This window comes from Acetobacter sp. DsW_059, from assembly GCF_002153695.1.
Taxonomy (GTDB): domain Bacteria; phylum Pseudomonadota; class Alphaproteobacteria; order Acetobacterales; family Acetobacteraceae; genus Acetobacter; species Acetobacter thailandicus.
The window spans coordinates 1-26284 of the sequence record NZ_JOPI01000019.1; the positions used below are offsets into that span (position 1 = coordinate 1).

31 protein-coding genes and 1 tRNA gene are annotated in these 26284 nt (G+C 49.9%); 6 read left to right on the forward strand and 26 right to left on the reverse strand.

Translation table 11 applies throughout. The annotated features are described in order from the left end of the window. The first annotated feature begins 160 nt into the window (after window positions 1-160). Both HK25_RS05105 and HK25_RS05110 read left to right on the forward strand, forming a co-directional pair. Window positions 161-613 carry a MucR family transcriptional regulator gene (locus tag HK25_RS05105; RefSeq protein WP_086554970.1) on the forward strand — a complete coding sequence of 151 codons (453 nt, stop codon included), beginning with the start codon at window positions 161-163 and terminating at the stop codon, window positions 611-613. 212 nt (window positions 614-825) lie between these two features. Next, entirely contained in the window at window positions 826-1113 is a 288-nt protein-coding gene (locus HK25_RS05110) for an integration host factor subunit beta (RefSeq protein ID WP_086554969.1), read from the forward strand. Between the two features lie 98 nt (window positions 1114-1211). Here HK25_RS05110 and murJ read toward each other — a convergent pair whose 3' ends face one another. Beyond that, the gene (gene murJ / locus HK25_RS05115; RefSeq protein WP_086635530.1) at window positions 1212-2759 is read right to left on the reverse strand and encodes a murein biosynthesis integral membrane protein MurJ; all 1548 of its coding nucleotides are present in this window, start codon (window positions 2757-2759) and stop codon (window positions 1212-1214) included. 146 nt (window positions 2760-2905) lie between these two features. Between murJ and HK25_RS05120 the strand changes: the two genes are divergently transcribed. After that, the gene (locus tag HK25_RS05120; protein ID WP_086635531.1) at window positions 2906-4042 is read left to right on the forward strand and encodes an AI-2E family transporter; all 1137 of its coding nucleotides are present in this window, start codon (window positions 2906-2908) and stop codon (window positions 4040-4042) included. A 53-nt stretch (window positions 4043-4095) separates the two neighbouring features. Here HK25_RS05120 and HK25_RS05125 read toward each other — a convergent pair. The 7 genes from HK25_RS05125 to HK25_RS05155 all read right to left on the reverse strand — a co-directional run bounded on the left by HK25_RS05125 (window position 4096) and on the right by HK25_RS05155 (window position 8519). Beyond that, window positions 4096-4169, reverse strand: a tRNA-Pro gene (locus HK25_RS05125). 49 nt (window positions 4170-4218) lie between these two features. Next, the gene (locus HK25_RS05130) at window positions 4219-4998 is read right to left on the reverse strand and encodes a MerR family transcriptional regulator (RefSeq protein ID WP_086635574.1); all 780 of its coding nucleotides are present in this window, start codon (window positions 4996-4998) and stop codon (window positions 4219-4221) included. Further along, window positions 4991-5311, reverse strand: a complete 321-nt coding sequence (locus HK25_RS05135; protein WP_086554966.1) for an integration host factor subunit alpha — start codon at window positions 5309-5311, stop codon at window positions 4991-4993. The genes HK25_RS05130 and HK25_RS05135 overlap by 8 nt, the downstream gene beginning before the upstream one ends. A 71-nt stretch (window positions 5312-5382) precedes the next feature. Further along, window positions 5383-6348 (reverse strand): beta-ketoacyl-ACP synthase III, encoded by a 966-nt coding sequence (locus tag HK25_RS05140; RefSeq protein ID WP_086554965.1) that lies wholly within the window; start codon window positions 6346-6348, stop codon window positions 5383-5385. 97 nt (window positions 6349-6445) lie between these two features. Further along, window positions 6446-7528 carry a phosphate acyltransferase PlsX gene (plsX, locus tag HK25_RS05145; protein WP_086554964.1) on the reverse strand — a complete coding sequence of 361 codons (1083 nt, stop codon included), beginning with the start codon at window positions 7526-7528 and terminating at the stop codon, window positions 6446-6448. Between the two features lie 96 nt (window positions 7529-7624). Continuing rightward, window positions 7625-7828, reverse strand: coding sequence for a 50S ribosomal protein L32 (rpmF, locus tag HK25_RS05150; protein WP_025825885.1), 204 nt, complete (start codon window positions 7826-7828; stop codon window positions 7625-7627). 148 nt (window positions 7829-7976) lie between these two features. Then, complete coding sequence (locus tag HK25_RS05155) at window positions 7977-8519, reverse strand: DUF177 domain-containing protein (protein WP_086554963.1); 543 nt, start codon at window positions 8517-8519, stop codon at window positions 7977-7979. A 323-nt stretch (window positions 8520-8842) separates the two neighbouring features. On the opposite strand from HK25_RS05155, the gene HK25_RS05160 reads away from it, so the two are divergent. Then, on the forward strand, window positions 8843-9379 hold the full coding sequence (locus HK25_RS05160; protein WP_233127711.1) for an outer membrane protein assembly factor BamE: 537 nt from the start codon (window positions 8843-8845) through the stop codon (window positions 9377-9379). A gap of 23 nt (window positions 9380-9402) precedes the next feature. On the opposite strand, the gene HK25_RS05165 is transcribed toward HK25_RS05160, so the two are convergent. The 5 genes from HK25_RS05165 to def form a co-directional block, all read right to left on the reverse strand. Further along, window positions 9403-10695: an ATP-binding protein gene (locus tag HK25_RS05165; RefSeq protein WP_086554960.1), complete on the reverse strand. Its 1293-nt coding sequence runs from the start codon at window positions 10693-10695 to the stop codon at window positions 9403-9405. A 93-nt stretch (window positions 10696-10788) separates the two neighbouring features. Then, complete coding sequence (locus HK25_RS05170; RefSeq protein WP_086635532.1) at window positions 10789-11517, reverse strand: response regulator; 729 nt, start codon at window positions 11515-11517, stop codon at window positions 10789-10791. Continuing rightward, a complete protein-coding gene (locus HK25_RS05175) occupies window positions 11510-12037 on the reverse strand; it encodes a MarR family winged helix-turn-helix transcriptional regulator (RefSeq protein ID WP_086635533.1) in 528 nt (175 codons plus the stop codon). Before HK25_RS05175 ends, HK25_RS05170 begins: the two co-directional genes overlap by 8 nt. Continuing rightward, window positions 12034-12747, reverse strand: a complete 714-nt coding sequence (locus tag HK25_RS05180; protein ID WP_086635534.1) for a rpsU-divergently transcribed protein — start codon at window positions 12745-12747, stop codon at window positions 12034-12036. The genes HK25_RS05175 and HK25_RS05180 overlap by 4 nt, the downstream gene beginning before the upstream one ends. After that, complete coding sequence (gene def / locus HK25_RS05185; RefSeq protein WP_086635535.1) at window positions 12744-13274, reverse strand: peptide deformylase; 531 nt, start codon at window positions 13272-13274, stop codon at window positions 12744-12746. Before def ends, HK25_RS05180 begins: the two co-directional genes overlap by 4 nt. A gap of 200 nt (window positions 13275-13474) precedes the next feature. On the opposite strand from def, the gene rpsU reads away from it, so the two are divergent. After that, window positions 13475-13678 carry a 30S ribosomal protein S21 gene (rpsU, locus tag HK25_RS05190; protein ID WP_006557524.1) on the forward strand — a complete coding sequence of 68 codons (204 nt, stop codon included), beginning with the start codon at window positions 13475-13477 and terminating at the stop codon, window positions 13676-13678. A gap of 77 nt (window positions 13679-13755) precedes the next feature. On the opposite strand, the gene HK25_RS05195 is transcribed toward rpsU, so the two are convergent. Together HK25_RS05195 and HK25_RS05200 are read right to left on the reverse strand one after the other, a co-directional pair. Further along, a complete protein-coding gene (locus HK25_RS05195) occupies window positions 13756-14064 on the reverse strand; it encodes an AzlD family protein (protein WP_198945948.1) in 309 nt (102 codons plus the stop codon). Next, complete coding sequence (locus HK25_RS05200; RefSeq protein WP_198945949.1) at window positions 14043-14750, reverse strand: AzlC family ABC transporter permease; 708 nt, start codon at window positions 14748-14750, stop codon at window positions 14043-14045. Before HK25_RS05200 ends, HK25_RS05195 begins: the two co-directional genes overlap by 22 nt. 127 nt (window positions 14751-14877) lie before the next feature. Here HK25_RS05200 and HK25_RS05205 point away from each other — a divergent pair, with 127 nt between their 5' ends. Next, entirely contained in the window at window positions 14878-15342 is a 465-nt protein-coding gene (locus tag HK25_RS05205) for an Lrp/AsnC family transcriptional regulator (RefSeq protein WP_086635537.1), read from the forward strand. A gap of 51 nt (window positions 15343-15393) precedes the next feature. Here the strand turns inward: HK25_RS05205 and HK25_RS05210 are convergent, their stop codons facing one another. The 11 genes from HK25_RS05210 to HK25_RS05260 form a co-directional block, all read right to left on the reverse strand. Beyond that, window positions 15394-17517 (reverse strand): prolyl oligopeptidase family protein, encoded by a 2124-nt coding sequence (locus HK25_RS05210; RefSeq protein ID WP_086635538.1) that lies wholly within the window; start codon window positions 17515-17517, stop codon window positions 15394-15396. 206 nt (window positions 17518-17723) lie between these two features. Continuing rightward, complete coding sequence (leuB, locus tag HK25_RS05215) at window positions 17724-18839, reverse strand: 3-isopropylmalate dehydrogenase (protein WP_086635539.1); 1116 nt, start codon at window positions 18837-18839, stop codon at window positions 17724-17726. Window positions 18840-18859: 20 nt separating this feature from the next. After that, complete coding sequence (gene leuD / locus HK25_RS05220) at window positions 18860-19483, reverse strand: 3-isopropylmalate dehydratase small subunit (protein ID WP_086554950.1); 624 nt, start codon at window positions 19481-19483, stop codon at window positions 18860-18862. Next, window positions 19483-20886, reverse strand: a complete 1404-nt coding sequence (gene leuC / locus HK25_RS05225) for a 3-isopropylmalate dehydratase large subunit (protein ID WP_086554949.1) — start codon at window positions 20884-20886, stop codon at window positions 19483-19485. Before leuC ends, leuD begins: the two co-directional genes overlap by 1 nt. A gap of 237 nt (window positions 20887-21123) precedes the next feature. Beyond that, a complete protein-coding gene (gene rplS, locus HK25_RS05230) occupies window positions 21124-21510 on the reverse strand; it encodes a 50S ribosomal protein L19 (RefSeq protein ID WP_086554947.1) in 387 nt (128 codons plus the stop codon). A 28-nt stretch (window positions 21511-21538) separates the two neighbouring features. Next, window positions 21539-22276, reverse strand: a complete 738-nt coding sequence (gene trmD / locus HK25_RS05235; protein WP_086554946.1) for a tRNA (guanosine(37)-N1)-methyltransferase TrmD — start codon at window positions 22274-22276, stop codon at window positions 21539-21541. Further along, window positions 22273-22812 carry a ribosome maturation factor RimM gene (gene rimM / locus HK25_RS05240; protein WP_086635540.1) on the reverse strand — a complete coding sequence of 180 codons (540 nt, stop codon included), beginning with the start codon at window positions 22810-22812 and terminating at the stop codon, window positions 22273-22275. Before rimM ends, trmD begins: the two co-directional genes overlap by 4 nt. Window positions 22813-22836: 24 nt before the next feature. Next, window positions 22837-23184 carry a 30S ribosomal protein S16 gene (rpsP, locus tag HK25_RS05245; RefSeq protein WP_086554944.1) on the reverse strand — a complete coding sequence of 116 codons (348 nt, stop codon included), beginning with the start codon at window positions 23182-23184 and terminating at the stop codon, window positions 22837-22839. A 45-nt stretch (window positions 23185-23229) separates the two neighbouring features. Then, window positions 23230-24627, reverse strand: coding sequence for a signal recognition particle protein (ffh, locus tag HK25_RS05250; RefSeq protein ID WP_086555041.1), 1398 nt, complete (start codon window positions 24625-24627; stop codon window positions 23230-23232). Between the two features lie 116 nt (window positions 24628-24743). Beyond that, entirely contained in the window at window positions 24744-25232 is a 489-nt protein-coding gene (locus tag HK25_RS05255) for a Spy/CpxP family protein refolding chaperone (RefSeq protein WP_086635541.1), read from the reverse strand. A 324-nt stretch (window positions 25233-25556) separates the two neighbouring features. Next, on the reverse strand, window positions 25557-26270 hold the full coding sequence (locus HK25_RS05260; protein WP_086554942.1) for an ATP12 family chaperone protein: 714 nt from the start codon (window positions 26268-26270) through the stop codon (window positions 25557-25559). Window positions 26271-26284: the final 14 nt, after the last annotated feature.

Sequence of the window (26284 nt, forward strand, 5' to 3'; positions counted from 1 at the left end):
AATTTTATTTATTCAAATAAAATATTCAAGAAAACTCCCCGGTTTTTGCTAAAAAAAATGTATTCGCTGCTTCATCTTCTGATTTTTTCTATTCACAAGAAAAAATAGATTCGATATACACTCGTTTCTATATTCACCTCATACAGTATACGGATTGACCATGTCAGAAACTCAAACTTACCCGGTTATTCTTGACCTTGTTGCAGAGATTGTTTCTGCACAGCTTTCAAATAATCAGACAGATCCTGCGACCATCCCTGCTTTAATTAAAGATGTGTATCAGGCTCTGAAAACAGCTGACCAGCAGCAGCCTGAGCCAGAAAAGCTGCAGCCTGCAGTTCCTATCAAACGCTCTGTTTTCCCTGACTACATTGTTTGCCTGGAAGACGGTAAAAAACTGAAAATGCTCAAGCGCCACCTGCAGAGCGCCTACAACATGACACCAGAGCAGTACAGAGAGCGCTGGAACCTGCCAACAGACTACCCTATGGTTGCTCCTAATTACGCAGAGCGTCGTTCAACACTGGCTCGTGAAATTGGCCTTGGCCGTAAAATCCACGCGACGACAGAAGGCGAAGACAGCGCGGCACGTGCACGTCGCGCCAAAAAATAAAATCTTAAATCTGCCCGAAATATATCTTATTTTTTTATATATTTTGGGCAGACGTTTATTGTTCTTTTGATTTTATACAAAGAATACTGTAACAAAGCGCTGTAATGTGCAGCGCGAACACTAAGTAATGTTAAGTTTTTCTTTCATTTCTTTAGAATTCCCTGCTCATACGGCGCTTTTGCATAGGATTAAGTGAACTCCGAAGGTTAAATATGACAAGATCTGAACTAATTAACGCTCTGATGAGAAAAAATCCGCATCTGCCGGTCAAAAGTATTACTCTGATTGTTAATGCGGTCTTCGGGTCTATAGCGAAAAGCCTGTCTGAAGGTAATCGCGTTGAACTGCGCGGGTTCGGAACATTTTCCTTTAAAACACGCGCACCGAGAGTCGGAAGAAACCCAAAAACCGGCGCACAGGTGCAGGTCGCTGAAAAATCCATTCCCTTTTTCAAAACCGGGAAGGAACTTCATATCAGAATTAATAAGGATCGCTCCTGATACCCCTATCATCCGGCAGAGTAATTATCCTTGAATAAAGTAAAAATACTCTGCAAGATTCTCAAATAAAAGCCGGACTCTTACTATTCCCGACTTAATTACCTCTTCATACTGACTCTCCGACGTACGGATGTTAAAATACTGGCAAAATCAGCCAGTTTGAAGAAATGCAGAAATATCGCGTAAATAACAGACCCAAGGCTGACCATGCCACATAGCCAGATTACCCTGGTCAGAAACATCGATGGAAAATGCGACAAAGAAGACACGCACACTAGCCCGGCAGCCATACCCGCAGCTGAAACGCAGGCAAGAAGCGACGTTCTCTTTGTCTGAAAATCCAGAGTCAGCGCACCACGTTTTTTAAGAAAAAAAGCCAGAAGAGATACATTGAGAAAAGCTGCAAGACTACTGGCGAGTGGCGGCCCCATATAAACAAGAGGTTTCATTAATAGCAGATTAAAAATTAAATTAATAACCAGGACCAGAACACCAATATACACAGGCGTTTTTGTATCGCCTCTCGCAAAAAATGCCGGAGACAATACTTTGACCATTACGAACGCAGGCAACCCGATAGCATAGGCACATAAGGCCCGTGCTGAGCGCAGGGCATCCTGATCGGTAAAAGCACCATGACTAAATAAAACGATCATAATAGGCCCTGACAACACCAGAAGCCCCGCCACGGAAGGTAATGTCAGCAACAAAACATAACTCAGCGAACGGTTTTGTGCATGATGCGCTTTAGCATGCTCTCCGGCAGCAAGATGTCGCGTCAGAACAGGCAGAAGCGTCGTACCCGCTGCCGCACCTAAAACACCAAGCGGCAGCTGATTGATACGATCTGCAAAATACATAAGCGAGACACTACCGGAAGGCAGAAGCGTCGCAATAATCGTATCAATTGTAAGATTAATCTGCCCGACACCACTTCCGACCAGGCCAGGCACCATACGCCTGATAAGCAGTCGCATACGCGCCGTCATACGGGGCATAAGTGGCCACAACCCGCACCCTGCCTTATGACAGGCCCACAACAGCAAACCAAGCTGCACGACACCAGAAGCTGTAACGCCCCAGGCCGCGGCATATGCAACATTTGGCATAAACGGCGATACAAAAATTATCGCGACAATACCTACGAGGTTGAATGTAACATAGGCTGCTGCGGCAACGCTAAATTTATGTAAACTATTGAGAACACCGGCAACCAGAGCGGCAGCACAAATAAGAACAAGATAAGGAAAAGTAATACGGCTCAGTGCAATACCAAGGTCGTAACGGTAGCCATCCGTCACGAAGCCGGGTGCTATAATACGCACCACTTCAGGCATAAAAATTTCGCCAAGAATACATAAAAAACATAACCAGACGAGCATACCCCCAAGTGCACGACGCGCGAATTCACGTGCCTCCACAGGGCCTTCTCGGGTCAGAACTGATGCGAAAAGTGGAACAAAGGCAGCATTAAAAGCCCCTTCACCAAAAAGTCGCCTGAACATATTCGGTAAGCGAAAAGCCACCTGATATGCATCCTGCAATGGGCCCACACCCATAAATGCAGCAAGCAGCTGATCCCGAACCAGACCAAGAATGCGACTTAGCATTGTCCAGCCACCAACAGTCAAAAGATTTTTCAGCATAAACCCTGTTTCTCAGACATCTTAAGGAGAGGCGATTAATTAATTTATTCTCTGTGAATAACGCCTGAGTGACATTATACACTCATTCTGGCACCGTGAAGGCCAGACAGAGGTCTATCGAAGCAAGACAGGGAGTTTCTTAGGTAATGTCCGACAACAAGCCCGGTGGTGCTCCGACAACAAGACTTCAAAGCTGTACTTTTAATAAACAAAGCCACCGGTCAAAAAGAGGGCAGGAAATTGCACGTGCCTGCCTGACATTGTTTATTATTGTTGCTGCATTGTGTACAATTCAAAGTTTTCTGCCCTCACTGATATGGGGGAGCGTCTTTGCAATAGCAACGTGGCCTCTTTATACACGCGTCAGATCTTTATGTCCTCAAAGCCTTAGATCTGTCATTCTTCCCTTAGTCTTTACTATAGTTATTGCGCTTATTTTTATTATTCCTTTCCTGCTTATTACACTAAAAGCTGTCAAAGAAGCTCAAAGTGCTCTGGCATGGTTTGAAGCGGCAAGAAACTCAGGAATACCATTTCCTCAGGCACTGTCACATTTGCCATATGGTGAGAAATACCTGGCACCATGGTGGCATAACCATCTGAGTGATCCGCAAAACGTTGCAGACTTTGCTTACTCTCTCAACAGTAAAGGAATGGCAGTAACCAAAGCGCTTGGTGCACAGGTAGCGCATCGTGGAACATTATTCTGCTTTTCTATTTTAACGCTGTTTTTTTTGTATAAGGACGGCAATGCCGTCATTCATCAATGCCGCATTGCTTCACGTCGTGCTTTTGGCCGGCGCGGTGAAATTATTGCCCGGCAGATTGTCGCTTCAGTTCATGGCACTGTTCAGGGGCTGGTGCTGGTTGGCATGGCTGAAGGTGCATTCATGGGCGTTATATATTATTTATGCGGCGCTCCGCACTCTGCCCTCTTTGGTGTCATTACAGCCGTTGCTGCAATGCTACCCTTCTGCGCCGCTGTTGCAATCGGCTTAGTCTCTCTTATTTTGCTTAGCAAAGGGGCTGCACTGGCTGGTGTTGTCACCTTTTGTATGGGCTTACTGGTGATTTTTGTAGCGGACCACTTTGTCAGACCCTTCCTTATTGGAGGAACCACAAAACTACATTTCCTGTGGGTTCTTCTAGGAATCCTGGGAGGTGCCGAAACGTGGGGGCTGCTTGGTCTGTTTGCCGGCCCGGCAGTAATGGCAGCACTCGACCTGGTATGGAGGCGCTGGTCGATGAGCAGCTCTCGCTCAAAGAAACATAATTATTTTTAATAAGGAGAAGTTAAGGTGCTTTTTACGCACCTTATAAACCGGGAAAACGGATATCGGGCAGGCGGGATTCGAACCCACGACCCCCAGTCCCCCAGACTGATGCGCTACCAGACTGCGCTACTGCCCGTTTCCCGGTGAAAGAGTATTTAGCAGCCTCTGCACAGAGACACAAGCAACTACAGATACTTTTCCTGCAAAAAAATATCTCTCATCGCCTCAAGCTCGAAAAGCAAACTAGTCAGCTCATGTTTAACGCGCTCATTCACCCGACGCAGCTCTCTGTTTATGTCATCAGAATGATCAGAAACACTCGCATTATCTACATGTGAGAACGATTCATCTTCTGAAAACTGAGAGGCTCCAGCTTCATCAGATATATGATCTTCAGCAGCAAGCCCCTTATGCCAGACTGACACGCCGCCAGAGAGTGATGAATGTGCTGTGTGCTCTGCATCCGTCATGACAGGAGCTGTTCTGGCAACCTCAGCAACTTCTCTGGATACAGCAGCGGCTTGCTCTTTATCTATTTTTTCTGTCGTTTCAGAAGAAATAATTATTCCCTGCATTGCAGTATCAGAAGACGTAACAGGATCATTCTCTGCTGACTGAGAAATATTGCTGCCTGCAGCTTCAGGCTGGCTCTGAGCAGAGACCTTAGCCTCTTCCTCTGCCAGGATGCGCTGGACTGCTTTGACAGTATGGCCATCCCGATAAAGAAGCTGTGAAATATAACGCAGGAGTTCAAGATCCTGCTTACTGTAATAACGACGGCCTCCAAGCCGTTTTAACGGCCTGACCTGCTCAAAACGAGTTTCCCAGAAACGAAGAACGTGCTGAGGCACATGAATTTCGTCAGCTACTTCACTGATAGTCGAAAACTCACCGCCTGCTTCAAATTCACTCTCTAAAAAATTTTCAGAATCCGACACAGAAGGCAGCTGGTTTTCGTCAGTCATGCGCATCTTCCGCAAAGTTCACCTCTGCCTCATGATTAACCTGAGCACGAAGAAGCTGACTTGACCGGAAAACAAGAACAGAGCGAGGAAGAATAGGCACCTCCTCCCCTGTCTTAGGATTACGTCCGCTTCTCTGGCCTTTTTGTCGCACAGAGAATGTACCGAATCCGCTAATTTTAACACTTTCGCCCTGCTCAAGTGCAGAGGCTACTGTTTCGAGAACATCTTCAAGCACGGCAGCTGAGTCTCTGCGAGACAAACCGGCTTCCTGACAAATGTTTTCAACAAGAGAGGCGCGTGTAATTGTTTCCATAAGTATAGATTAACATATTACCAGGAAACGTCAATTACTCTGTGGTATCTGCCTCTCTTTTTATCTGAAAATTACATACGCGCCAAAGCAGAGCCCCACGTTAAACCACCACCAAGGGCTTCCATCAGAACCAGTTCACCCTTTTTAATACGTCCGTCACGTACAGCCTCATTTAACGCAAGAGGAATCGACGCAGCAGAAGTATTAGCGTGCCTGTCAACTGTCACGACAACCTGTTCAGGATTTAGTCCTAATTTTTTGCCAACACCCTCAATAATGCGGATATTCGCCTGATGCGGAACTAACCATGCAACATCGCTGTAAGAAAGACCTTCGCTCTCAAGCGCTTCATCAACAGAAGAGGAGAGCTTAGCAACAGCATGCCTGAAAACATCCCGTCCGCTCATCTTCAGGTGCCCACTCATATGCGGCCGCCCTACAGCACCATCGACATAAAGAAGGTCACCCTCTGCACCATCTGAGTGAAGATGCGTCGACAGAATACCTGACTCGCCAGGCGCGTCAGTGCCGGAGACAAGCACCGCACCGGCACCATCACCAAACAGCACACAGGTTGTCCGGTCGGACCAGTCAACAATACGGGAATACACTTCGCTGCCAATAACAAGCACATTACGTGCCTGACCTGAGCGGATAAAAGAGTTTGCCATAGCAAGAGCGTAGACAAAGCCTGAACATGCTGCCGCTATATCAAAGGCGAAGCCCTGCTTCATGCCCAATGCAGCCTGAACCCTGACCGCAGTAGCAGGAAAAGCCTGATCTGGCGTTGACGTTGCCACAATTACAGCGTCAACCTCTGAAGCTGACATACCGGCATAGGCCAGTGCAGCCTCAGCAGCGCTGGTTGCCATGCTGGCCGCTGTATCATCAGGCCCGGCTATGTGACGGCGTTTAATACCAGTGCGTGTGGTAATCCACTCATCTGAAGTATTTAATTTTACAGCCAGTTCATCGTTAGTGAGGACACGTTCTGGAAGAAAGCCCCCAAAACCAACCAGGAGCGCGCGTTTTGCCATTTCTGCCTTCTACTCACCGGCACTGTTTTATTGTCTGCAACGACCGGGCTATATTCATTATCATTCAGGTGTCATTAAAATTAAAATAAACAGCCTTCTAAGACTCATGAGACTGTCGTTGTGCCATAAGAGCCGTCATATGCTCCAGGCGTTCACGAATACTTGCATTAAAATTATGCGTAACCATGTCCATCGCGACATCAACCGCACAGGCGAATCCTTCAGCATCTGTGCCGCCATGAGATTTAACGACAACGCCGTTAAGACCCACAAAAACTGCGCCGTTATAACGACGCGGATCGAGCCATTCTTTCATACGCTCAAGACCGGGCCTTACCAGAAGATACCCAAGCCTGGAAATAAGATTGCGGTTAAACACCTGGCGCAACAAAGCCGTTGCCATTTTCATGACACCTTCACCGGCCTTCAGGGCAACATTACCGCTGAAGCCGTCGGTCACAACGACGTCAACTTTACCGGATGTAAAATCATACCCCTCAACAAAACCAGCGAACTGATCAGCGAGAGGGCTTTCACGCAGCACCTCAGAGGCAATACGAAGTTTTTCATCGCCCTTCTGATCTTCTGACCCTACGTTCAGAAGGCCTATACGCGGCGCGGGAAGGCCGAGAACAGTTTTAGCAAAAATATCGCCCATTACGGCAAATTCGACCAGGTTACGCCAGTCACAGCTAACGTTGGCACCCAAATCAAGCGCGACGAGGTCACCCTTAACCGTCGGGCTTACAGCCGCCATTGCCGGACGGGAAACACCGGGCATCGTTTTTACAACAATTTTTGCCAGTGCAAGCATCGCACCACTGTTACCAGCGGAGACTACCCCTTTAGCCTGACCATTTGCGACCACATCCATCCCCAGACGGAGAGAAGATTGCCGCAGACGCAAAGCCGCAGTCGGCTTCATATCCATGGGCACAGACTGCTCTGTATGCAAAATCGTACAGATTGCCGCAGCCTTAGGGTTAGCAGCCAGTAAAGGAAGCAGCTTAGATTCGTCACCAATCAGCAATATCCGCATATTACGGTGACGATCGGCAGCGATATTGAGACCAGCAACCACGACTTCAGGACCTTTATCTCCCCCCATCCCGTCAATAGCCAGACTGTACACCTGACTGTCTTCGGGGGAATCAATCCCTGAATTTTCCTGTCCGCTCATACCGGTCCCTTTATCATAGTCGAGAAATCTACCCCCGCCATGTTTTGCTGCATCTCTTCGCACCAGAACAGGAAGGGGAAAAACACCTGACTAAAATCAGGCACGCACAGCAACTTTAAGTGCTTTTCCTGCTGCAATAACTTCACGACCATCGTAATGGCCACAATGACTGCAGATATTATGAGGGCGTTTCAGTTCGCCACAGTTTGAGCATTCTGCATGAGCTTCAACACGCAGTGCCTGATGACTACGACGCATACCACGACGTGATGGCGAGGTTTTTCTTTTAGGTACAGCCATTTCCCGGCTCTCTCCAGATATTTCTTTTTAAACACCTGCAACGGGGTTAACCGTGCAGCACACAAAGCAGGCCATTAGCCAGACCGATGGGGCGCTGTAGCAGACAGCTTGTCATTTCGCAAGCTTCAGCTGGCTTTCGCCTGTATATTCACTTCTTTTTCTGTCGCAATTCCTGTAACGCTGCGAACGGATTAATACGCTTCTCTGATACGGGTGCTGCCTGCACTTCCTCCTCCGGTATAATTTCTTCCGGAAGAACACTATCCGGCTTATGCGGATAAGCAGGAAGTTCAAGTGCAAACTGCTCTATAGTAGCCTCACCGAGGTCAATATTATTTCCTGTATAGGGAATTTCGTCTTCAACATCCAGTTCCAGCGCCGAACTTTCAGTAAAAAATTCTTCCGGAACAAATTTTATATTAAATGATGCTGTCAGTACATCTTCAAACGGTTCAAGTGTAACAACGCAGACATGCTGAAATTTAGCTGCCAGAGCACCCTGGGCCACAACATTGTTCTGGTCAGACGACACCAGGTTATACCTGCAGCGCAACATCGTTACATCAGGCAGGTTCAGACGTCTGGCTATAAGCCTGCATTCATCCGCCGTTGCTTCAACTGTAATTTTCAGCCCGTTACTACCGATTCGATTAACAGCGATATGCCGTGAAAATTCAGATTTTGGAGTCACAAAATAATCTCCTGCTTCCTTACCTGATCAGCCCCCTGCTGTTACAGCAACAGGCAGCACAACCAGAAATAGATCCCGATTATTTTATATTACTGCATTCCACCCGGCATATCAGCCTGACATCAGAATATTTTTTACACGGCTCTCTGACAAAGCTGCCTCACAGCGCATCGCTGGTCAGGCTGCGTGATCCGGTCAGTTCAGGGAGACAGGTGCTTTTTTTCATGGTAGTAAAGTCAGCACGATATATTTATATCATTACCTTTGTAACAACGCACAGGATATCAGACTGAACCATGTTGCCGCAGCGCCCCTTCATCACGATGCGTCTTCGTAAGGCTGTCAGCCTTATCGCAGTTCTGTCTCTTGTATCCGGCTGCTCTATTTTCAGCCCCACGCCTGTACCTCGTGGTTCACTCGTTGAAGCTGATGATTATGACCAGCTTATACCAGGCAGCAGCACCCGTGCTGACGCTATCGACCTTATGGGGTCACCTACAACCCGGGGTGCCTTCGACGATAACACCTGGATTTATATCTCGATGACAACCTATCTGCGTCCGGCAAATTTTCCCGGAATTGATAAACAGCAGGTTGTTGTTCTGAACTTTGACAACGATGGTAAACTAAAAACTTTGCGTACTCTTAACCGCAAAGATGCCCGTCCTGTGTCTATGATCAGTCAGGTCACCCCCACTCCCGGCACAAGCATTAATATCCTGCAGCAAATTCTGGGGAATGTCGGACGATACAACCCCATGCAAAACCTTATGGGCACAGGCAGCGCCACAGGTCAGAGTCAGGGTCTGGGCAACAGCAACTCCGGCCCGGGACATTTCGGCTCAGGCAACACGCTCTGACATCATAGTCTTTTTCGTTTTCTTTACCAGGGCAGGAGAATACTTACTCTCAGCCCTCCGCCCGGGGCGGTATCGAGCTCCATATCGCCGCCATGTGCACGTATTATGTCGCGCGATATCGTCAGCCCCAGGCCTGTACCGCCACCTTTTCCACTTTCAAATGCACGAAAAACGGTGTCACGAAGCTCCGGGTTAATGCCTTCTCCATCATCATCAGTCACAATGCAGGCGCCAGCGGGCGTTGCATAAGCTGTCAGAGTGACTGCCCCCCCATGCCGACGTGCATTATCGAGCAAATTCATCAAAGCCCGGCGTATAGAATCAGGGCGTATGACTAAAAAGACCCCCTCCTCCACCTCCAGCCCCTGAAAATGCGTACCAGCCCGACGTGCTGCAGCGACAACATCTTCAAGATAGGGCCGTAACTCTGTACGCTGAGGTGTTTCAGCCCCCTCTCCCCGGGCAAAAGAGAGGTAGCTGTCAATCATATGCTCCATCTCATCAACATCACCGATCATATCATCAATATCCGGAGCGACCTGGGCAGCATCTACCTGACCGGAACGGGGCAGCATTGCGAGAGACAGGCGAATACGTGTAAGTGGTGTACGCAAATCATGCGATACTCCGGCCAGAACACCGGTTCTTTGTGAAATGAAACGATAAATCCGGTCCTGCATCCGGTTAAACGCAACAGCGGCTTTTCGTACCTCCTGGGCGCCGTATGGCCTGATTGGCCCGACATCACGCCCGAGGCCAAACTGTTCAGCTGCATAAGCGAGACGACGAATAGCCCTGACCTGATTACGCAAAAACAGGCTGGCCAGCAAAAACAACAAAAACGAGCTACCTGCTGTCCATGACACAAACAGCCATAACTGCCCCATATCAAGACGCTTACGCGGCACCTGAACTTCTAAAATACCATCACTGAGCTGAATAAAAACAAATACTGTGTGCCGGTCCGTATGCCAGTCAATAAAAAGCGGATGGTCAACGCTGCTCTCAAGAGCATGGGCAAGATTTTCATCCATCGGGCCCATAATATGATTAGTACCAACGCGTGTCAGCTGGAAGCCTGGCTTCCATATCTCTATCAGATGCAGCTGATCCTGTGCCTGATTAACAAACCACTGCTTGTCACTTTGAGAATGCAGCCTTTCCAGAGTTTTAAGAGAGAGAACGATTTCAGAGGCAACAGAATCTGACAAACGGCGTGAGGCAACGCCAAGAAAGTTACCATAAAACAGACCCTGCGATATCACCTGCGTCACCAGAAGGGGTATCAGCACAATAAGCAAAGAGCGCCCCAGCATCGAGCGAGGCAAAATACGCCTGATACTTTTTTCAACCCGGGGAGATCTGAGCCATTGCTTATATGTCACGCAACCTCTCTGAAAGATGCTACTCTATGAAAGACCAGGTTTAAGAACATACCCCCGCCCACGAATAGTGTGGAGAAAGCGTGGCTCACGCGGGTCTTTTTCTATACGACGCCGCAAACGTGTAATCTGCACATCAACAGCACGCTCACCTATATCTGGCATTTCAAGCGCCAGAGCAATTTCCTCACGGGAAAACACTCTGTTTGGCTGCCTGGCCAGAACAGACAGGAGAGCGCCCTCCCCGCCTGTCAGATGAATATTACCCTCAGGACCACACAACAAAGCACGCACAGGGTCAAAATCCTTATCCCCCAGGCGTACAATCCGCAACTCATCAGAAGCACTCTGCGGGAGATGACGGCGCAGATGTGCCCTGATACGCAGCAGCAGCTCCCTGGGCTCAAAAGGTTTGCCCATATAGTCATCTGCTCCGGCTTCAAGGCCGGTAATACGATCGGCGGGCTCACCCCGTGCTGTCAGCAAAATAATCGGAAAGGACAAACCCTGCTGACGAAGAGAGCGCGTCAGCTCAAGCCCGCTCTCACCAGGCATTGTGACGTCGAGCACCATAGCGTCAGGCTGAATACTCTCAAGGGCCTGGCGCGTTTCTGCCGCATTTGACGCAACACTGACACGCAGCCCATGCTCAGACAGATAACGCTGCAAAAGCCGCCTGAGGCGTGCATCATCATCAACCACGATAATGTGAGAGGCTTCCTCTCTCCCGGTCGAAAGATCAGAGAGGCTATCCACTCACCGCACCCTTTTTACGTGTGATCTCATCATCTGACATTAAACTACGGCTACTTTCTGAAAGCATACCCCACATAACTCGCCGAAACCCTTCAACCGCGGCTCCGCCCGCATCACGATAAGCCGCGACAAGCCGGCCTCTGGCAACTGAAAAAAGTTCCGCTTCCACCCTCTGCCCCTTTTTGCTCAGCGTTAACAGCTTTTGCCGTCTGTCACGCCGGGAGGCTGTCGTATCAACATAGTCCCGCTCATGCAGCTCGGTCAGCGTACGGGCAAGACTTTGTTTGGTGACACCAAGAATATCACGCAGCCGGCTGACAGGCACACCCGGACTAAAAGCAAGCACCTGCAGCACACGATAATGCGCACGCCCCAGGTCATATTCTTCAAGAAGAGGAGCAATCGCTTCAGCAGCATCACGGTTTGCTAGGAACATGATCGTCTGAGCATGTCTGATCTGCTCCTCTCTGAGAAAAAGAAGACCCGAGCCTGCTTCATCAACCGGGCGATAACCATTCATACAGAGGCTGTCTCCCCATTTTCTGCCGGGAAGGCACTGCGAGCCGTTTTACCGCCTTTTTTCATAAAAAACTCACTCAGACGTGCCTTTACCTGCCCTGTTTTCAGAACTGCTGCCAGACGACGGTCAATAAATGCCGCCATATCTGCGTCACTTCCGCCACGCGAGAGCCAGTATAATAAAGATACGGCATAAACATGGCTTAACGTCAGGCGTTTGGTGACAAATGTCAGACCTGATGACATATCATCAGCCCCCTGCCAGATTGCATTCACTGTACGCATGAGAGAACGTCGCAAAACCTGAATCCCCCCCGGCGTAACCAGTAAAGATCGTAATGCGGCACGGGCTGCATTTCTGCGGCTCTCATCGCCCGGCAAACGACATAAAAGTAACTGCCTGACCCGGCGACTCAGACGCTCTTCCCGGATATCAAAGGCAGCATCGAGCATTTCCCGGTCACATAAATCAGACCAGGCTTCGATCATCTCAGTTACCCCACCGGGAAAAAGAAGATCGGCGTCATCTCCGGCCACGTCAGATAAAACAGACAGGCTCCACCCGCACGTTCCGGCCTGCCGTGCAAGTTTACGCAATGCCTCATCCCGCAGGGGATCATGCTCAGGCAAAGAAGGGGTACTGGCTGACGCTATACCGGCAACAGCGAGTAAAACAGCCTGCCTGATCTGCGCAGAGGAAACAAAATTCATGTCCGCACTCCATATTTTACCATCTCGGCCTCGTAACCAAACCGGCCCATATCCGTCATCCGCATTGGATACAGGATACCATCAAGATGATCCATTTCATGCTGCATGACATGGGCACGAAAACCTGATGCCACGCCTGCAACAGGCTGACCGTTGCGATCGTAGCCTGTATAGCGCACCCGTTTATAACGCGGCACCTCACCGCGCATACCGGGGATAGATAAACACCCTTCAAAACGCGGTATCATCTCATCATCAACAGGCTCAAGAGCCGGGTTAATAATTACCTGCACGGCCAGTGGCGGGTCTTCCTCCCCCTCGCTGCGTACTTCAGGCACAGAATAAAGAAACAACCTCTGCGAAACATGCACCTGGGGCGCCGCCAGGCCAACACCACCGGCATCAGCCAGAGTTTCTGTCATATCATCTATCAGTTTCTGTAACTCAGGGGCACCAGGATGAGCGACCTCATCAGCACGCCTGAGAAGTACCGGGTGGCCCATGCGGGCTATTTTGAGAATGGTCACGCTGTTCTGATCTCCCACCGGAAAATATTTTTTAAATGAATATGATTAAGAAGAAAGAACGATTTGTATTTTTACACAAGCCCATGCTATACGGTCTGCCAGTATCAGGAATCGGCGTGACGTCCTGCGTCTGCCTTCTTTTATTTATACACACTAAAGCCGGAAAAACCGGGTTTTTTGAAACAGGGGTTAGTCACCAAGTGCACGTTCTCGTCCGCGATAATAATGTCGACCAGGCTCTTAAAGCCCTCAAGAAGAAAATGCAGCGCGAAGGCATTTTCCGCGAAATGAAACTTCGTCGTCACTTCGAAAAGCCATCAGAGCGCAAAGCTCGTGAGTCTGCCGAAGCTGTACGTCGTGCACGCAAGATGGAGCGTAAGCGTCTGGAGCGTGAAGGCTTCTAAGCCTCCGCACAGATTACAGCGCAAAGCCGGGCCTTCCCTCAGGAAGCCCGGTTTTTTTGTGCCTGCCCCCCCCCTGACTAAACAGGAACCCAGGCCCTGAGAAGCCAGGCTGACCCTATACCGATCAGCACCGTATAAAACAGGGAGAACCTTAAGGCTGCCAGCATGGTGACGCCAAGAGCCAGCAGATCAGCCACTCGCCCTGATGCAAAATCAGGCGCCAGTACCGAAATAAGAATACACCCCGGAGCAACCTCCATCATACGCGCCACACGTCGTGAAACAGGGTAACGGCTCAGAATAAGATACCCTCCGATACGCGTGCTGTATGTTGCCAGTGCCATGAATATTATTGTCAGAATAATCATGCCCGTGCCTGCCACCATGCCAGAGTTAAACCAGCAAGTGCACCACATGGTACATACCAGCCTTTTGGAAGATACAAATAAGCTGTTATCGCCACAGCAAGGCTAACGACCCAGGGCAGACCTGAAAACAGCAGGCCTTTCCACATACCCTTCAGCAATACAAAAAATACAGCCGGAAACGCCATATCAAACCCGTAGCGTGTAACATCACCCAAAACCGGCCCAAGGAGAGCCCCCGCAAAGGTTGATAACACCCAGTTAAAATAAAGCATGCCAGCCACACCAGTATAATATGGCAGACTAAAACCTCTTTTTTTACAGTCTGACAGACTCAGTGCCCAGGCTTCATCACACATAAAAAATAGACAAACCAGGGCCTTAAACCGTGATAATTTGTTCAGATAAGGCGCAAAAACAGCCCCCATAAGCAAATGCCGGCTGTTAATCAGAAATGTTACACTCACAATAAGCAGTATATGCGGTGGGGATGTCCATAACCCGACCGCCGCAAACTCTGAACCACCACCAAAATTAAGACCCGTCATCACCGGCACCTGCCAGGATGACAGATGTTGCATACGAGCCTGCGCGCCAAGCACCAGCCCAAAGGGAATAAAACTCATTGCAACCGGGAACGAAGTACGCACAGCCCGCCAGAACTCAGATGCGGCTCCCGGGGGGGCATCATCAGCACATGTATTCACACTCATCACCATAAAATAAAAGCAGCCGAATGTAGCGATAAAGACGTAAAATGTGCTTTCAAAAAATACTTATAAATCTTCTTAAATTAGAATATTAAACTCTTAATTCTTTTATAAAGAGCATAATATGCCATACTCTCCCGATGAGATAGACAGACGAATTTTAGTCGCCCTGCAACGTAACGGGCGTATCAGCAATATCGAGCTGGCCCGGGAAATTGGTTTAACCCCAACCCCCTGCCTGCGCCGTGTGCGCCAGCTTGAAGAAGCCGGTATAATTGATGAGTATGTTGCTCTGCTAAACCCCGTAAAAATGGGATTTACGACCACGGTGTTTGTCCGCGTCTGGCTTGATGCGCAGGATGAAGATACTGTCAGCCACTTTGTAAAAGTCATTCAGGCCTCACCTGAGGTCGTTGAATGTCACTTAATGGCGGGAGACTGTGATTTTCTGCTGCGTGTTCTTGTTAAAAGTCTTGAGGCTTACAGGCATTTTCAGTCAGAATATCTGGCTCGGATTAAAGGCGTACGCAGTCTTAAAACAGATATTCCCATGCAAAAGGTCAAGCTTTCATGGAAACTGCCTTTATAAGCGGTAAAACCCCTCTCCCTCCGAAACGGAGGAAAGAGGGGGAAATAAAATTTACGGCTGATCCATCAGAAACTGAGACAGATAAACAAATTCAAGCGCACGCTCCTGCGCAACTTCAGGCGCATTTACTGTGCCCGAGTGCCCGCCCTGAATATCTTCATAATAATAAAACTTTTTACCCATACTCTGTAGCTTCTCAGCGAAACGACGAGCATGTACCGGGCCAACACGATCATCACTGGTCGAGGTAAAAATAAAGGGCACCGGATAGGTCACATCAGCTCTCAGTGACTGCAACGGAGAAATTTTACGCAAAAACTCTGCTTCCGATGGCACTGACATAGAACCATATTCCCCAACCCATGAAGCACCGGCTGACATGGTTTCAAAATGCTCCATATCGAGCAGCGGCACACCAATGATCACAGCTTTCCATAAATCAGGATGCTGCACCATTTCAGCTCCGGCCAGCAGGCCGCCATTAGAGCGGCCACGAATACCAAGATGTTCTGTTGATGTAATGCCCCGGTGGATGAGATCTTTACCAACGGCCGCAAAATCATCATAGGCTTTCATCCGCCCTGATTTACGTGCCACCTCGTGCCATTTTGGCCCGAACTCACCACCGCCACGAATATTGGCAACGACATAAACACCACCACGTTCAAGCCATAGCAGGCCCGTTTCGGGTGCATAAACAGGCGTGTAAGAAACCTGGAAACCACCATAAGCCGTCATTAATGTCGGGTTTTGGCCATTCATTGGCATGTTACGACGATGAACAATGAAATACGGCACTTTCACACCATCTGTCGATGTTGCCCACAACTGCTCTGTTTCAAGGTCACTCGCATTAAACCGGGCGGGCGCTGCTTTCACCTGGCGTGGCTTTTCATCTCCCTGCACAAGCCAGAGTTCGCGTGGCTTAATATAGCTTTCCACACTCACAAAGGCTTCATCTGACTGCGTGCTGGTCGCAGCAACATGCACCGAAGCCATATCTGGCAGGTTAAGCTGTTCACTCTGCCATGGTTTACCGGCGCCGGCACTTTTGAATCGGGCAGCGCGACCGCGCACATTATCAAGGAAGCTGATCAGAACAGCATTTTTAGTAACACCGATATCCTCAACAGCCTGAGTGGCTGATGGGGTAAAAACAATTTCGGCGCTCTGAACGGTATTCTCCGGGTCAACAGAGACCACACTGCCGGCAGGTATAGTTGGAAGACCTTCGCGCTTCCAGTCTTCATTCACAGAGAAGATCAGACGACCATTCAGCAGCCCCTGCACGTCAGCCTTTTCTGGTATGCTCAGCCAGTGCAGCGTATTACCGTCAAGCACAGCAAAACGCACTTCAAAGAAAGTCACCCGACGAGAAACAAGCACCAGGCGGTGCCCCTGGCCATCTGTCAGAGCAAGTGTTTCAACGCTGATATCAGAAGGCTGGCCCCGATAAACCTCCTGCGCCTGTGCCGGAGACTGCCCCCGCTCAACCTTTTTAACCACAAATGGATAGCCTGACGCTGTCAGGTCTGTTCCTTTTCCGTCCCAGTCACGTGCAAGCAGAATAGTATTATCATCAAGCCAGGTTGCATTCTGTTTTGAACGGGAAAATTCAAAACCATTCTCTTTAACAAACTGACCTGTCTTTGTATTAAACTCGCGCAGCGTTACGGCATCTTCACCACCATCTGACAGCGCAATCAGACATTTCTCATCTGCCGGGTTAAGACAGCTGGTTCCCTGAAAAACCCAGTTTTTATGGTCCTGCTTTGAGAGCGCATCAAAATCAATTTTTGTCTGCCATGACGGGTCAGAAGACAAATAAGACTCAAGTGTAGCCGCCCGCCATATACCGTGGGGGTGCTGCGCATCCTGCCAGAAATTCCAGATACCACCGGCAAAAAAATCAGGAGAAGGCAATCTGTCTGGTGCCTGTAAAACACTCAGTGTTTTATCGTAAAACTCCTGATAGCGTTTATCTTTTTCAAGCTCACTGGTCGTTTTGTTATTCTGTGCCCTGACCCACTCAAGAGCTTTAGCACCGTGAATATCACTCAGAAAAGCTGTGTTATTTTGCTTATTTACAGCCTGTGTCGCAGCGCTGCATGGCACAGTAGCGGCAACCGCCAGAACAGACACGGCAGATGCCAGCAACCAACCTCTTAAATTCATAGAACACCCTTTTCTCTACACCGGCAATAAAGCCCTTATATGCAAAAGAAGAATGTAACAGCAGCAGAATGATTGCAATAACTATGTCTGCTCTGCGTTTAACGTCACAAGGACGGAAATTTTAAAATTCATTTTAAATAAAAAAGCTGACTTCTGAAATAATGAATATTTTCAAAAGCCAGCTTTATCAAACACGTTAGATTTTATCAGGCCGCAGCATTAAGGGCTTCAATAATAGCTTTACCCATTTCTGATGTACTCACAGCTTTCTGCCCGGCACCAGCGATATCAGCCGTACGCAGGCCACTGGCCAGAACAGCGGAGACTGCATTTTCGATCTCCTGCGCAGCATCCTGAAGGTTAAGTGAATAACGCAGCAGCATGGCAAAAGACAAAATTTGTGCAAGCGGGTTGGCAATACCTTTGCCTGCAATATCTGGCGCACTGCCATGAATAGGCTCATAAAGCGCCGGGAACTTCCCGCTTTTATCAGCAACACCCAGTGTCGCTGATGGCAACATCCCCAGGCTGCCTGTCAGCATAGAAGCAAGGTCTGACAACAGATCACCAAACAGATTACCCGTGACAATCACATCAAACTGGCGCGGATTTCTGACCAGCTGCATAGCACAGTTATCAGCCAGCATATGAGACAGCTCAACGTCCTGATATTCGCGGGCATGCAATTCGGTTACAACCTCTTTCCACAAAAGACCGCTTTCCATCACGTTGCATTTCTCAACTGAGCAGACACGACCCTGACGTTTCCGTGCCAGATCAAAAGCAACACGGGCAACACGCTCAATTTCAGATGTTGTATAAACTTCTGTATTGATGCCTTTTTTACTGCCATCAGGCAAAGTCTCGATACCGCGCGGGCTGCCAAAATAAATACCGCCGACACTTTCACGTACAATCATGATGTCGAGACCCTGCACAACTTCAGGGCGGAGCGTGCTGGCATCAACCAGCGCGTCAAACACCTGAGCCGGACGCAGGTTAGCAAATAAAGCCAGCTCCTGACGCAGTTTAAGAATAGCCAGTTCAGGCCGCTTTTCAAACCCGACATGAGCCCAGCGCGGGTCACCAACTGAGCCGAACAGAACTGCATCAGCGGCCCATGCTTTCTCAATCACCTCATCACGGATCGGCACACCATATTTCTCAAGTGATGCCCCCCCAACCAGGTCTTCTGACACCTCGAAAGAAAGACCGCGCTTCTGTTCAAGCCACGTCATGATGTGGCGCACTTCCTGCATCACTTCGGGGCCAATTCCGTCACCAGGCAGCACAAGAAGCTTTTTAGGTGATTGAGCAGTCATGAACTTCTCCAGTCAGTAAGTCAGTCTATAGAAATTGTGGGAACCCAGGGGCGGTCGTGAGCAACCTGCTCTTCATAGGTGTCGATACGCTTTTCATGCAAAAGAGTCTGGCCAATATCATCAAGGCCCTCAATCAGCATGTGTTTACGGAACGGGTCGATCTCAAACGGAATTTCTTTACCATCCGGGCGAATAACAACCTGACGTGGCAAATCAACAGTCAGACGGGCGTTGCTGCCCATACGGGCATCTTCCATCAGGGCGTCGCACAGCTCACGCGGCAGGCATATCGGCAAGATGCCATTTTTAAAGCAGTTATTGAAAAAGATATCCGCAAAAGATGGCGCAATAACACAGCGAATACCGAAATCAAGCAGGGCCCAGGGCGCATGTTCACGTGAAGAGCCACAGCCAAGGTTATCATGCGTTATCAGAATTTCTGCATGACGCCATGGCAGCTGATTGAGAACAAAGTCAGGGTTTTCTGTACCATCAGGATGATAGCGCATGCTGTCAAAGGCATGTTTACCAAGCCCGGTACGCTTTGTTGTTTTAAGAAAGCGGGCAGGAATAATTTTATCGGTGTCGATATTAGCTTCAGGCAGTGCTGCTGCTACTGCGGATAAGGATGTAAATTTTTCCATCAGATCAGCTCCCTCACATCAGTCAGGCATCCGGTCACAGCTGCTGCTGCTGCCATAGCCGGCGAGAGCAGATGTGTACGACCAGCCGGACCCTGACGTCCTTCAAAATTACGGTTCGAGGTTGAAGCACAACGCTGCTGCGGTGTCAGGCGGTCAGGGTTCATGCCCAGGCACATTGAGCAGCCAGCCTCACGCCATTCAAACCCTGCATCAAGGAAAATTTTATCCAGCCCTTCCTGCTCAGCCTGCTGTTTCACCAGACCTGACCCGGGCACAATCATGGCACGAACACCCTCTGCCACCTTACGGCCGGCAGCGACATGAGCAACGGCACGCAAATCTTCAATACGGCTGTTAGTACATGAACCAATAAAGACAACATCGACAGGCACACCAGCTATAGTCTGCCCTGCTTCGAGCCCCATATACTCAAGCATACGACGACGCTGCACTTTCACAGCCTCATCTGTTTCCTGCTCAGGGTCCGGCACTGTGCCGGTAATAGAAACAACCGTTTCAGGGCTGGTACCCCATGTCAGGGACGGTGCGATATCCTCAGCGCGCAGCGTTATTTCTTTGTCAAAATGCGCACCTTCGTCAGAGGCAAGCGTGCGCCAGTATGCAACAGCCTTGTCGAAATCATCACCTTTAGGAGCAAACGGACGGTTTCTGACATACTCAAATGTCACATCGTCAGGAGCAACCATGCCTGCACGTGCGCCGGCCTCAATCGACATATTACAGATCGTCATACGACCAGCCATATCAAGACCACGGATGGCTGAACCGGCAAATTCAATAACGTGACCCGTGCCACCTGCTGTGCCGATATGCCCGATAATCGCAAGCATAATATCTTTAGCCGAAACGCCGTTACCTGGTGTGCCTTCAACCGTCACACGCATATTTCTGGCCGGACGCTGCAAAATAGTCTGCGTTGCCATTACATGCTCAACTTCTGACGTACCAATACCAAAAGCAAGCGAACCCATAGCACCATGGGTGGAAGTGTGAGAATCACCACAGACAATAGTCATACCAGGCAGAGAAATGCCCTGCTCGGGGCCAACAACATGCACAATGCCCTGACTGGCAGAAAGCAGCGGAAAATAAGGAACACCGAACTCTTTAACATTACGTTCAAGCGTTTCGATCTGATTACGGCTGTCTTCTTCTTCAATCGGCTGGCTACGGTCAGAAGTAGGCACGTTATGGTCAACCACAGCGACCGTTTTTTCAGGGTGACGCAAACGGCGCCCGGCAAGACGCAAGCCCTCAAATGCCTGAGGGCTGGTCACTTCATGCACAAGGTGGCGGTCGATATAAAGAATAGAAGTACCATCGGGCAATGTCTCGACAACATGATGATCCCAGATTTTGTCGAACAGCGTACGCGGCGCCATGGTCCTTCCCCTTTTCGTATACCGGCCTGATTATTTCCGCAGCACCCGAGCTGCCCTGACCGGCCTTATCGTTCGTTTCTTATATGTGCCTTTTTATGTCCCGGCTACAGACAGAGCAGAGATAAAAAAGCGAATGTGAGCTGTCTGTCAGTTTTTTAATATGACCATAAAAAAAACCCGGCTGCAAAATGCGGCCGGGCTTTCTCATGCAACGAAACTGACTGGTTACAGTCTGTTTCAGCTGGCAGCAGCAGGTGCCACCACGTCACGGGGACGTTCTGCAATACGAGCAGACTTACCGCTACGGCCACGCAGATAGTACAGTTTTGCACGACGCACTTTACCACGACGTACAACTTTAATTTCTGCAATGATGGGCCCATAAAGCGGGAAAATACGCTCTACGCCTTCACCGTTAGAAATTTTACGCACTGTGAAGTTGCTGTTCAGCCCGCGGTTAGAGCGTGCAATCACAACACCTTCGAATGCCTGAACGCGCTTACGCTCGCCTTCGACAACATGAACAGAAACGCGAACCGTGTCACCGGCTGCAAATTCTGGCACAGGGCGTGCTGCTGTAAGACGTGCAATCTCGGCAGCTTCATACTGCTGAATAATATTCATATTCCGTAATCCTTCCTCAAACCCCGGTTTAGCCTGCCTGGCCGGACATTCCGGCAGCAGTCTCATTTTTTTCTCTGCGAGCCAGCCAGGCAGACCACAGGTCCGGCCTTCTTTCCCGCGTTGTCTCTTCAGCCTTTTTCTGCCGCCAGGCAGCAATGGCAGCATGATTACCAGAAAGCAGAACATCCGGCACTTTACGCCCCTGCCACTCAGCAGGACGTGTATAATGCGGATACTCCAGCAGACCGTCGGAAAAACTTTCCTCAACCCCGCTCTGGTCGCTGCCCATCACACCAGGCAGCAAACGCACACATGCATCCAGAAAGACCTGAGCAGCTGCTTCTCCACCCGACAGAACATAATCCCCGACAGAGACCTGTTCCACATTGTGGGCTTCAAGCACCCGCTCATCCACACCTTCAAAGCGGCCACACATCAGAACAACACCCGGAGCACCGGCATAACGGACAACATCTTTCTGACGCAGAGGTGTCCCTCTGGGTGTCAGAAAAACCCGGGGAACATCCGCCGGGGCGTCAACAGCCGAAAAAGCTGCATCAGCAACATCTGCCCGTATAACCATACCTGCACCACCACCAAACGGCGTATCATCCACCGCACGGTGCCGGCCAAGCCCACACTGACGTAAATCATATGTGCTGCATGACCAGGTTTTGTTCTCAAGCGCACGACCTGCAAGAGAGATACCCAGCACACCCGGAAACGCTTCAGGAAAAAGCGTCATAACCGTAGCCTGCCAGGTCATACCTGCTGCTCCGCTGACCGTCCCGAAACACCCTGCCCTTCTTCGCCTGAAACCTCAGCAGGGCGAACAATACGAACTGTTCGCGCGGCAAGGTCAACCTCAGGCACACAGGCACGGGTGAAAGGGATAATCAGACCACCTTCAATCTCCAGGCTGGCACCACCACCGTAATCATGAACCATCAGGATACGCCCGAGAGAAGCTGTACCTTCCCAGGCCTCCATTCCGATCAGATCTGAATGATAGAACTCTTCCTCTTCAGTCTCGGGCAAAAGATCCCGGGAGACATACAGGCGCGTATTAACCAGAGCCTGCGCTGCTGTGCGATCAGATATCAGGTTGCCGCGTGCATCACGCAGCTCCGCAACACCATCAGCACCACGCCAGCGCAAAGACCATGACCGCCCCTGCTCGTCCTGAAGAGCCTCATACTCCTCCAGTGTTGCAGGGTCATCTGCATAGCTATGCACACGCACAAGGCCGCGCACACCATGAGCTTTCCCTATAACACCAATTAATATGAGGTCTGAACGCATAATCTGCTTTGCTCGTTTTCAGACTCAGGCTGCTGCAGCAGCTTTAGCAGCAGCTTCAGCGCGTGCCTGAGCTTTTTTCTTTGGCGCAGACTGTTTTGGCTGCTCAGCGTAAGCTGGTTTTGGTGCCAGACCAGCATGCCCCAGGAAACGGGCAACACGGTCAGTTGGCTGTGCACCCTGTGACAGCCAGTGCGTGATGCGCTCGTTAATCAGACGTACGCGGTCAGCGTGCTCTGATGGCAGCATTGGGTTGTAAGCGCCAACTTTCTCGATAAAGCGACCATCGCGGGGTGAACGGCTGTCAGCTACTACAATGTGGTAGTAAGGACGTTTTTTTGCACCAGCGCGAGCAAGGCGAATTTTAAGACTCATTCAGACTTCTCCAGATCTATACAAATTCAGACAAAAACAAACTGATCAGCGAAAGGGGCGACCGCCACCACCAGGTGGACCATTCCCCATTCCTTTCGGCATGAGCGCAGATAAGCCCTGGCGCATAAGACCTTTCACGCCCAGCTTGCTAAAACGCTTCATCATATCGGACATCATTCCAAACTGCTTGAGCAGCTTATTGACATCCTGAACTGTCGTCCCTGACCCGGCAGCAATACGTTTTTTACGTGACGCCTTGATAATAGCAGGCGTTTTGCGCTCTTTTCTGGTCATGGAGGAAATAATTGCAAGGTGTTTATTAAGAATGCTCGTATCGAGCTCCTTATCACCCATTGCTTCTTTAACTTTGTTCATACCTGGCAGCATGCCCATGATGCCGGAAATGGAACCCATTTTACTGATCTGACGAATTTGCGAGGCATAATCGTCAAGATCGAACTTACCGGCCATCATTTTTTTGGCCAGGCGTTCGCCCTCTTCATGATCGAGGGTATCAGCCGCTTTTTCTACCAGGCCGGCAATATCGCCAAGGCCAAGAATACGACCAGCAACACGCTCAGGATGGAACTCTTCCAGAGCATCAAGCTTCTCACCAGAGCCCGTCAGTTTAATCGGTGCGCCGGTAATTGCCTTCATCGACAGTGCTGCACCACCGCGTGCGTCACCATCCATTCGGGTCATGACCACACCGGTAACACCGACTGCCTCGTTAAAGGCTTTGGCTGTATTCACCGCATCCTGACCGGTCATGGCGTCAACAACCAGCAATGTTTCAGCCGGGTTTGTCACCGCGCGCACCTGACGCACTTCATCCATCAGCACTTCATCGATGGAGAGGCGACCAGCCGTATCAAGAATAACGACATCAAACCCTTCGAGGCGCGCTGTTTCCATTGCGCGACGCGCAATATCAACAGGGCTCTGACCAGGGACAATTGACAATGACGGTACTGCCGCCTGCTTTGCCAGCTGTTCAAGCTGAAGCTGCGCGGCTGGCCGCTGGGTATCAAGCGAGGCCAGAAGAACTTTTTTACGCTCGCGGTTTTTAAGCCAGAGAGCAATTTTACCTGATGTCGTAGTTTTACCGGACCCCTGCAAACCTACCATCAGCACCGGAACCGGCGGGACAGCATTCAGGTTGAGGGGAACTGCACCGGCACCACCAAGCGCATCAATCAGGGCATCGTTAACGATTTTCGCAACAGCCTGACCGGGAGAAATGCTCTCAAGCACCTCGGCACCGACTGCCCGCTCTTTTACTTTATTAACAAAGTCACGAACAACAGGAAGCGCCACGTCTGCATCCAGCATAGCCAGACGCACTTCGCGCATTGCCTCTATAACGTCCGCCTCAGACAGCGCACCACGTTTGGCGAGTCCGTCAAAAACTCCGGATAGCCTGCCTGAAAGAGCCTCGAACAATGGCCTGTTACTCCATGCAAAAATCCACCACTGCGCGAACACTCGCGGAGTGGTGGTCCTGTGATTTAACAGAGGGGTTAAGCCACCCCCCCGAACAAGTCAAGAAAAACTATATATTATTTTGTTACGTCAGGGTGACGCAGCTGGTGAAGCTGATCCATCAGAGCGCGCTCTTTCGTTTCGCGGTCTTTGATTTGTGTCAGCTGCTCAGGGGTCAGCACATCATGGATCTGCTCCATCACATCGAGATGCTGCATATCGCGCTGCGCACGAATTGTTGCCAGCTGCTGCTGCAATGACGCAATTTTATCACGATCAAGCTTACCTGGCTGGCTCAGCAGGTCCTGGATCTGTGTATGAAGATCACGCTCAGCCTCACGGCTCTGGTCACCTTCCTCCTGGTTGTGTGCTTTTTTGAAAATAGCATCGATCTGCTTATGCTGTTTTTTCGTCAGATCAGCACCCATGAAAAAATCAGGACCCGGGCCAGGGCCCATGCCATGATGCATCATGGGAGGCGGGCATGCCTGAGCAGAGGCAGACTGCGCAGCCAGAGCAAAACCGGAAACAGCAAGAACTGCCAGAAAACCTTTTTTGAATGTCATGAAACCCAAAGCCTTTTCTTTAATATTCTGTCTGATTACAAAAACATACTTACATATCTATCAGAGCAGAACAAATATAAACATGAAGCCTGAACAGGTTATCCCATAGCATATACAATAGCGGCAACAGGAATAAGAGGCAGCGCAAGCCATGCGCCCATGGCGCATTTCGCAGAAAAACGAACGAAACGCTCATTTTTATTAAAAACCACCGTTAAAAACCTCCCTTTGCCAGTCACCTGATAAGAAGGGCAATTTTCTGCCCTGATTTCTTATGTAAGAAGCCGGAAAGGCAAATTCATGGCAGGTTTTTAAAAGTTTGCTTCATTTTTGACACAACAGACTTCTGAACCTCAGCACATCAGCAACATCACGAACTTTTGCTGCCATGCGGTCAGTAATTGCGATATCTGCTCCCCAGCGTTCCATCTGACTTTGCTCATCAAGCATCGCACACTTCACCAGAGCTTCTGCATCCTCGTCACTTTTTAATGCAGCCAGACCCAGAACAAGACTCCCCAGCACCGGCACAGCAACAGCAAGCACTGTAAGTTCAGCAGGCGTCATGCTCTCCAGAGCATCCCTTAAAGCTTTCACGGCTTCAGGGGGCTGCGTAATCGGCATAATCCCTTCCGTTACCTGAAGGCTGGCACCAAAAGTACGGGCACACCAGCTCAGCCACCTACCCCACTGCTCCTCCTGGAGACGGGAAAGCTCCGACCAGTTATCTGCGCGGTAGCACAGCAGGTCACTATGCGCGTAAGCCAGAAGAGCCTCTGTCATCCCCTCACGCTCAGCAGGCACACGCTCAGTCATAGTGCCACACAGGCCGGTCAGGGGCAGTTCATCAACGTGAAACAGCTCACCCGGCCCTTTCCCGGCCTGACGCCACTCCGCAGCCAGAGCCTCAGCCAGAGGCTGAGCGGACACATGCAGCAATGTCCGGCCCGGCAGCCTGAGAGGGCGACCGTCAAGATGGATCACCCAGCCGTTATCCTGAGGCACAACATCAACATCTTTCCAGAAACGTTTTTTCATTCCGGACTGTGTAT